Here is a 6,351-nt window from a genome sequence, read left to right as displayed (position 1 = left end):
TTTCCGTCATGGCATCTTTAAACTTCCCGAGACGCTGATCATTGAAGGCCCACTTATCGAGAGCTTGAAACGCCTCGGCAGTATCCACAATTTCAGGCTGCGCCTTGAGCTTGTCGCTCCATTTCTTCTTGAGTACATCGAGGTGTGGACCGCTGAAATTCGCCTCCAGCAGAGCTTCAAAGTTGGCTCGTTGCAAAGAGTCTCCAGGCTCTGGCTTGTAAGCCTCAATCGCGGTGTCGACCTGCTGAAACCGTGCCGTATTATTCATGGCCCCAAGCTTCGTTTTATTCGCGTTGTAGGCCTTGAGGATGTCGCGTTGCAAAGGCGTCAAGTCATCCATGCCAGGACCTTCGAACGTTTCTTCCGGCTTTACCTGATCAAGATCAATGCGCGTTTTGATGTCGCGGAAGGCCTCCGACGCGTAACCAGCCTGAATGTCCTTCGCTTTCGCGATAAGCATTTGCCTGTCACCGGGAGATCTGATTTTGTCCCATTCTCCGGCCTCCAATTTGCGCACAGCCTCAGCTGGTTTTGTCAGGCTCAAAGCTTGCACTTCATCAGCTTGAATGTTGGATTCGTGCCGCGCTCCGATCTCTGCCAGCTTTGCTTCTTTCTGTGGACCTGTCAGCAAATCGCCAGAATCATGCACGAGCTTCTTAGCGGCGTCTGTTTGACGGTTGTCGAGCGCAGCGGAAACGCTGGCTTGTAGGTCATCCAAGCGGCGAGCTTTGTCCTGATGCTCAGCAGAGATGACCATGCGGGCCGCAGTATCGCCAGCAATAAACCCGCTCCTGACTCCCTGTTCGATGTAGGACCGTCCGCCGGCTAAATCACCACCATCAAAAGCTCGAACTGCATTCGCTGTGAGGGTTTCCCCAGCTTTATTGAAGGCCTGCTTTGCCGCATCCGTTGAGAGGCGGATCGAAGATTGTCCTTGGAACAATTTAAACCGTTGATCAATGACCCTTCGAGCATCACTGCTTTGCGAGTCAGAGAAAAGCCTTTCCGGCAGAGATGTCATCCGCTGATTCCATTCAGGCTGCCAAGTGTTTTCGTCAGGATTCTTGAGCTTCCAGTTCTCAAAATCAGCCATCTCTTTCTGCATCTCCATGTCAGCTTCGCCGACATGGGTAATGTTCTGCGCTTCGGCTTTCTTCCTCCCGAGTTGCATCATCGCATTGCCGATCTGATGTCCAGCCGCGCCTATGGCAATGCCACCGCTGCGGTCGGCGAGCGCTTCGGGAATGAGTGGCGTCGCGAACCCTTTCGCCGCGCCATTGAGATCCATCACGACTTGGAGCCTGCGCCCTTGCGGAGGAGCCTGCACCTGCGGAGTCTTAACGGTCTGTCCTTGATCGAAGAGGGGTATGGTTGGCATATTATTATTTGACTGAACCGTAAGAACCTGATCCGCTCGAAGAGCCATAACTCGACATCGAAGATCCAGCCGCGCCAATCAGGGTTGCGAATGCCTCTTGCTTCATCTGTTTTGCGCGGTTTGTAGCCACGAGATTTTCGATGCGAGCAGTCACCATTCTGTTCTGTGCATCGGCCATGCTTGCCTGATCTCTGAAGCCTTGAATGGCTCCGCCAAGCTGTGTCAGACTGGCATTCACCTTCTCACCTTCGGCCTCATACCTCTGCTTTGAAGAGGCGATGCTCGACTCGTAGTTCTGGTTCGCAATGGCCAGCGCCATCTGTCCCGCAGTCTCGGCCATGGTGTCGAGAGGTGTGCCAGCTTCAAGCACGCCGCCCTTCGCCATGCGCCCCCGCTGAATGGCCTTCATGCGCTCATAATCAAGACGTGTGCGCTGAGCGTCTGCTCGTGCATTCTTGTCGGTCGCGTCTGCTTGAGCGGCCAGAGATGCGGCGTTCGCCTGCCCCTGCGCAGCTTGTGCTGCAGCGAGCCGTTGATTCGTTGTGAATTGCAGCTGAGCCAGATCATATTGGTTCTGGCTGGCCTGCATGCTGGCCTGCAAGTTCAGGTTCGCGATGTTCTGGGCCTGCTTGGCCTGATCCATCGAGTTGAAATATTGCAGGCCCGAACTGATGAAAGAAAGGGCAGCTCCGAAGTATTGCATGATTACAGGGGTTTAAGTTTGTACTTCACACCGTTGATCTCGGCTGCTCGGCCTGGGAACCAGCGCCATGTGACAGGCACGCCGTCAGCGCCGCCACTGATCGGAGAAGGGTTCATTCCTAACATGCGGGCTAGTTCGATAGAGCCCTCCCCAAGCTTCCTCTTGGGACCAATGTCAGCCAGCACCGCACGCACCTTCCGCCCGTGATAAATGCATTCGCCCTCACAACCGAGAACGATGCCAGGCACAGCCCGTGCGATGATTGGATTCGCGACGATGTAGGGCACAGACTCCGCATCCACTGGCTTTCCGTCCGGACCGATGAGCGATGTCTCCGCCTGCCAGCACGGATCATTGTAACTGTTAGTCGGCGAGCCATCGCCATCCACGCGAAACCAGTTCGTGGTGTAGCTCACAGATCCGTCGTCATTCAGCGTGACAGGCACGCGCTCAATCGTCGCGAGTATTTTCATGCTCGCGATTCTATCCGGGTTCTAGTTCCTAGGCAAGTGCCAGGATCAAAGACCGCGACTGCCCGCCGGTGTCCTGCCAGCCAAGTTCCCTTGTGGCGATGCGGTGCAGGGAAGGGTGGCAATGACCGATCAGCACGCCGTAGCCGAGATCCTTGGCCACCATGGCGAGAGCGTCGAAGATGGCGGCAATGCAGCTTTTCGCCTCAGCCAGAGACAGCCCAGGCCTCGTCACCAGCCATTCCACAAAGCCCACGCCTACCGAGTTGTCCATGTAGAGCCATCCCGCTGCGGAATCTTGACCATTAAATACAGCAACCACCCCCATGCGCGGCAAGATACCCGGTGGCACCGCTGCTGCTCCATGGCCAGCACGCCAGCCAGCGAACAAAGCCTCTTCATCGTCTTCCAGCCATGCCCGACCATCCCTTTCGACCGTGCGAACTGTGCGTGCTTCAATCCCCATAGAAGTCCATTTTTACGCACACAGCCAACAGGTTCAACGGCAAAGGCTGGCTCTGCCGAATCTGGATTTGCATGTTGGTCTGATGTGAGCCCTCAACGTGGATTTCTTTCTGCCCCGTGAAGACCGGCGGGCTGTCATCCATTGGCATCTCGGTGTCTCTAAATTCAAGGCGTTCCCATTGAAGGGCGTTTTGTCTTACCTCGCAGCCGAGGGATTTCCAAAACTGCAACGCCACACGATTTGCACGGCGCTTGCGGCTGAAACTGGAGCCATCTGGCAGGTCCAATTCGATCTCATTGGGCTGAATCAATGCGACGAACGGCAGTCCTACGACAACGATCTGTCCTGCGGTTTGTAGCTCGATCTGGCCGTCCGTCACTGTGCGGTTAGGGTGAACAGCGCCATCCACCAGCACGACGACCTCGCGGCCCTCCAGATGGTCAAGACCGTCAACGATGGTGACATCCTCGCCAAAGTCCTGAGCTTTCGCCGAGTCGGAGCAGATGAAGTAAGGCTTGTTCTCTTCTTCCACCTTGTTCCAGTGCTCAGGATCGAAGCGCTCTAGGTATCTCACGGGAGCACCATCCACCGTGCGGCGCACCGACAGCCACACTTCATCGGCTCCGGGTGGGATTCCTGAGATCACCGCGACACTTTCAACGAAGCCGTCTGTCGGGTGCCGGTGCCAGGCCACCACCTCCTGCTGCCTCTCGTAAGTCATCGCGATCAGCCGGCCGTCAGTAGTCACACACCAGATTATGGCGTCTGGTTTCTGCTGGAACGCCATCTGCACGATGCCCGACTTTGTGACGTGCTCAGCGAGCAGGGTCATAGGCTGGCTCACGAAGCCGCCCTTACTGAAATCAAAAACAAACTCGCGGACCGTGCGCCGGTCGGCCTGCACAAACAGAATGACGTCATCAGCTGATATGGCCGGAAGATAGGCAGAGCCGCGACTGGACTGTTTCGAGACACTGGGGCTTGTGGGTGTCAGCGTCTCTTGAGCGCTGGCCGCTTGCATCATAAGCTCATCGCCGAGGGTGCCGATGGCAATCCCTGAAGAGGTGCCAGTTGGAGCTGCCATCCACTGCACCGCGTTCGACTTCCCGCTCAGCAGGTAGTTGAATGCGTTATCGTCCTTTGTTCCCCATCGGAAGTTGTCCACATCTCCAATCGTGGAAAACCAGACCCGACGCGGATAGCTGGCGGATCCTCCATAGATGATGCGCTGTTCGAAGAAACTCACCGTGCGCGGGTATCCTCGATAGTCGGACCATGAGCCCTCGCGCCAGTAGACCGTCGCATCTGTGAGCGCCGGTGAAATCACCACGTCACAAATCGCCTCGGTGGGTGAGTTGACCGCTGTAATCCTGACCATGCCGGCAACCTTGGAATCGACTGCCTCAAGCACGGCTCGCCCGTCGGGAGTGGTTGTGTCGTCAATAACGGTATCGATGAAGCGGAGACGGAAAAGAGCCTCGGTGTCCTGCTGCCCGGTGGGGTTGACGTTGCGGTCATTGTCCCCGCTGAACGAGCGAATCGTTTCCCATGTTGTGCCATCGTCGGCGGAACGCTCAATGAAGAGAGACCCCGACCAGTTTTCATAGCTGAACGCGTCCCACTCCCCCACCATGCGGAGCGTGGCGGACGTGTATTCAAACGGGCCAGCAATGACCGTCCACACCGTTGCCCACGTCGCTCCCACCCCCGGCTCCGTGGTGCTCGCTGAAGTGTGGGCAGTTGAACAGGTGTAGTAGGCACCCTTCCAATGCACCTCTTGCCCCACGGTGTAGTCATGTGTATTGGCATTCCATGAGCCGGTGAAATTGGCCCCAGTGCGCCGTAGTGGAAGCTCGATGGAAGAAGACGACCTGCGATGGGCGAGTCCCCAATGCGAGCCCACATGACCAGCCTGGAACACTGCTGCCGACGCGGTGAGAGTGCGGCCCGTGCCGCTGATGTTGGACACTGCCAGCGTCGTATCTGTCACGTTCTCATCCCCGAGCGGCGGGTAGGTGTAATCAACCGGCGCAATCGTCCACAGGTTGTCAGCCTGCCGCGTCAGTTTCTGCGGATAGACTTCGGGATGTGTGAGGTAAACCCAGTCGTTGAGCGGTTCGTATTGAACGTCGAAGAGTTGCGCGGTTGAGAATGGTGTGGGCCGCTCGTAGATGTCCTGACGCACCCAATACATCTGCCATGATCCGCCCGCCTGCGGCTCAGTCGCGGACAGAGCGATGTGAGTCAGAATGCAGTAAAACAGCAGGCCGGAGCGCAGAACAAAATCACCGCGCTGATAGTCGAAGGATGCACCTGCAGTCCACTTCGTTTCCCAGTCCACTCCGACGCCGGGCTCTGTCGCTGCATCGGACGTATGATTATCCGTGCAGGTGTATTTGATGCCGTTGTGAGCACGCACGTTGCCCACGACATAGTTTGTGGCCGTTACCCATCCGACAGTGAGGGCCCACACGGGAGCGTCGCCGCTATGCATGACTGGGTCGCTGTCTTTCCAGAACCTCACATAGAAGTTGCCCAGTTCCAGAATCATCCGCGTGGTCTCGCTGAACTCGAATTCGATCAGCCGCGTTTGATCATTCGTCGCTTGAGACTTGGCCTTTCCGTGGAAGACCATCCCAGGGCGGGAATGAGCACCGCCGAACACGCGAGGGATGAAATTCTCCATCACCCCGCAGCCCGACTTATATTTGGCAATGTCAGTTCGGCCAAAGAGCAGCGGGCTGAACTCGCCTCCGTTGAAATTGTTCAGCAGCACATTCATGGCTCAGTCTGAGGAATGGAAATACCGCTAAAGCGAGCCGCGATGAAATGCGAGGCAGCAGCGATGCCCGGCATGTAGTTCTTTCGTGGCTTCGACTCTTGAGCATCCACCTTCACTGCCAGGGGCCGTGTCAGTCGTGCATACTCGGTCATCAACGAATCGGTACGCGATTGCGAACCAGTCAACGACACGGCCAGCTTGGACGCCAGCAGCACAGATAGAGCGTCAACAAAGAGAGGGTCGAACTGCTCGGTATCCTCCACCTTGGCTGTGTACATGACGTTGGCGAGGGTCTCATCGGTGAGGAGGTTCTTGCCTTCGACATCGAACTCCATGCTCTCCTCTTCAGTCTCGCCATTGAGCGAGAGCACCCGTAGGCAGTCAATCGGCAGCGCATAGGCTGCGGCCCAGCCAAAGAGAGGATCAGTAGAGAGCCGCGACAGTGTCGCCCGCCTTTGCGCAAAGTTCCATCGGTGCGACCGCAAGCATGAATCGCGGGCCAGCGGGTAAAGCATGTTGCAGCTCCTCGCCGGTTTTGTCGCATCTGTCAGC

6 protein-coding genes are annotated in these 6,351 nt (G+C 56.9%); all 6 read right to left on the bottom strand.

From position 1 onward, the window contains the following. The coding region (locus ACIREA_RS23990) for a hypothetical protein (RefSeq protein ID WP_397384869.1) at positions 1-1,378 on the bottom strand (1,378 nt) is incomplete at its 3' end. Between the two features lie 4 nt (positions 1,379-1,382). Further along, the gene (locus ACIREA_RS23985; RefSeq protein ID WP_397384868.1) at positions 1,383-2,081 is read right to left on the bottom strand and encodes a hypothetical protein; all 699 of its coding nucleotides are present in this window, start codon (positions 2,079-2,081) and stop codon (positions 1,383-1,385) included. A 2-nt stretch (positions 2,082-2,083) separates the two neighbouring features. Then, positions 2,084-2,554 carry a hypothetical protein gene (locus ACIREA_RS23980; protein ID WP_397384867.1) on the bottom strand — a complete coding sequence of 157 codons (471 nt, stop codon included), beginning with the start codon at positions 2,552-2,554 and terminating at the stop codon, positions 2,084-2,086. Positions 2,555-2,582: 28 nt separating this feature from the next. Continuing rightward, on the bottom strand, positions 2,583-2,825 hold the full coding sequence (locus tag ACIREA_RS23975; protein WP_397384866.1) for a hypothetical protein: 243 nt from the start codon (positions 2,823-2,825) through the stop codon (positions 2,583-2,585). A 181-nt stretch (positions 2,826-3,006) separates the two neighbouring features. Then, entirely contained in the window at positions 3,007-5,799 is a 2,793-nt protein-coding gene (locus tag ACIREA_RS23970) for a hypothetical protein (protein WP_397384865.1), read from the bottom strand. Continuing rightward, the coding region (locus tag ACIREA_RS23965; RefSeq protein WP_397384864.1) for a hypothetical protein at positions 5,796-6,351 on the bottom strand (556 nt) is incomplete at its 5' end. The genes ACIREA_RS23970 and ACIREA_RS23965, both read right to left, overlap by 4 nt.

Source organism: Prosthecobacter sp., assembly GCF_044373815.1.
Taxonomy (GTDB): domain Bacteria; phylum Verrucomicrobiota; class Verrucomicrobiia; order Verrucomicrobiales; family Verrucomicrobiaceae; genus Prosthecobacter.
Note: the sequence above shows the minus strand (reverse complement) of the source record. Positions and strands in the feature narration are given on the sequence as shown.

Excerpts from the sequence above, each read along its gene's own strand:
- ACIREA_RS23980 (WP_397384867.1), bottom strand. The coding sequence starts at position 2,554 with ATGAAAATACTCGCGACGATTGAGCGCGTGCCTGTCACGCTGAATGAC.
- ACIREA_RS23970 (WP_397384865.1), bottom strand. The coding sequence starts at position 5,799 with ATGAATGTGCTGCTGAACAATTTCAACGGAGGCGAGTTCAGCCCGCTG.
- ACIREA_RS23975 (WP_397384866.1), bottom strand. The coding sequence starts at position 2,825 with ATGGACAACTCGGTAGGCGTGGGCTTTGTGGAATGGCTGGTGACGAGG.
- ACIREA_RS23985 (WP_397384868.1), bottom strand. The coding sequence starts at position 2,081 with ATGCAATACTTCGGAGCTGCCCTTTCTTTCATCAGTTCGGGCCTGCAA.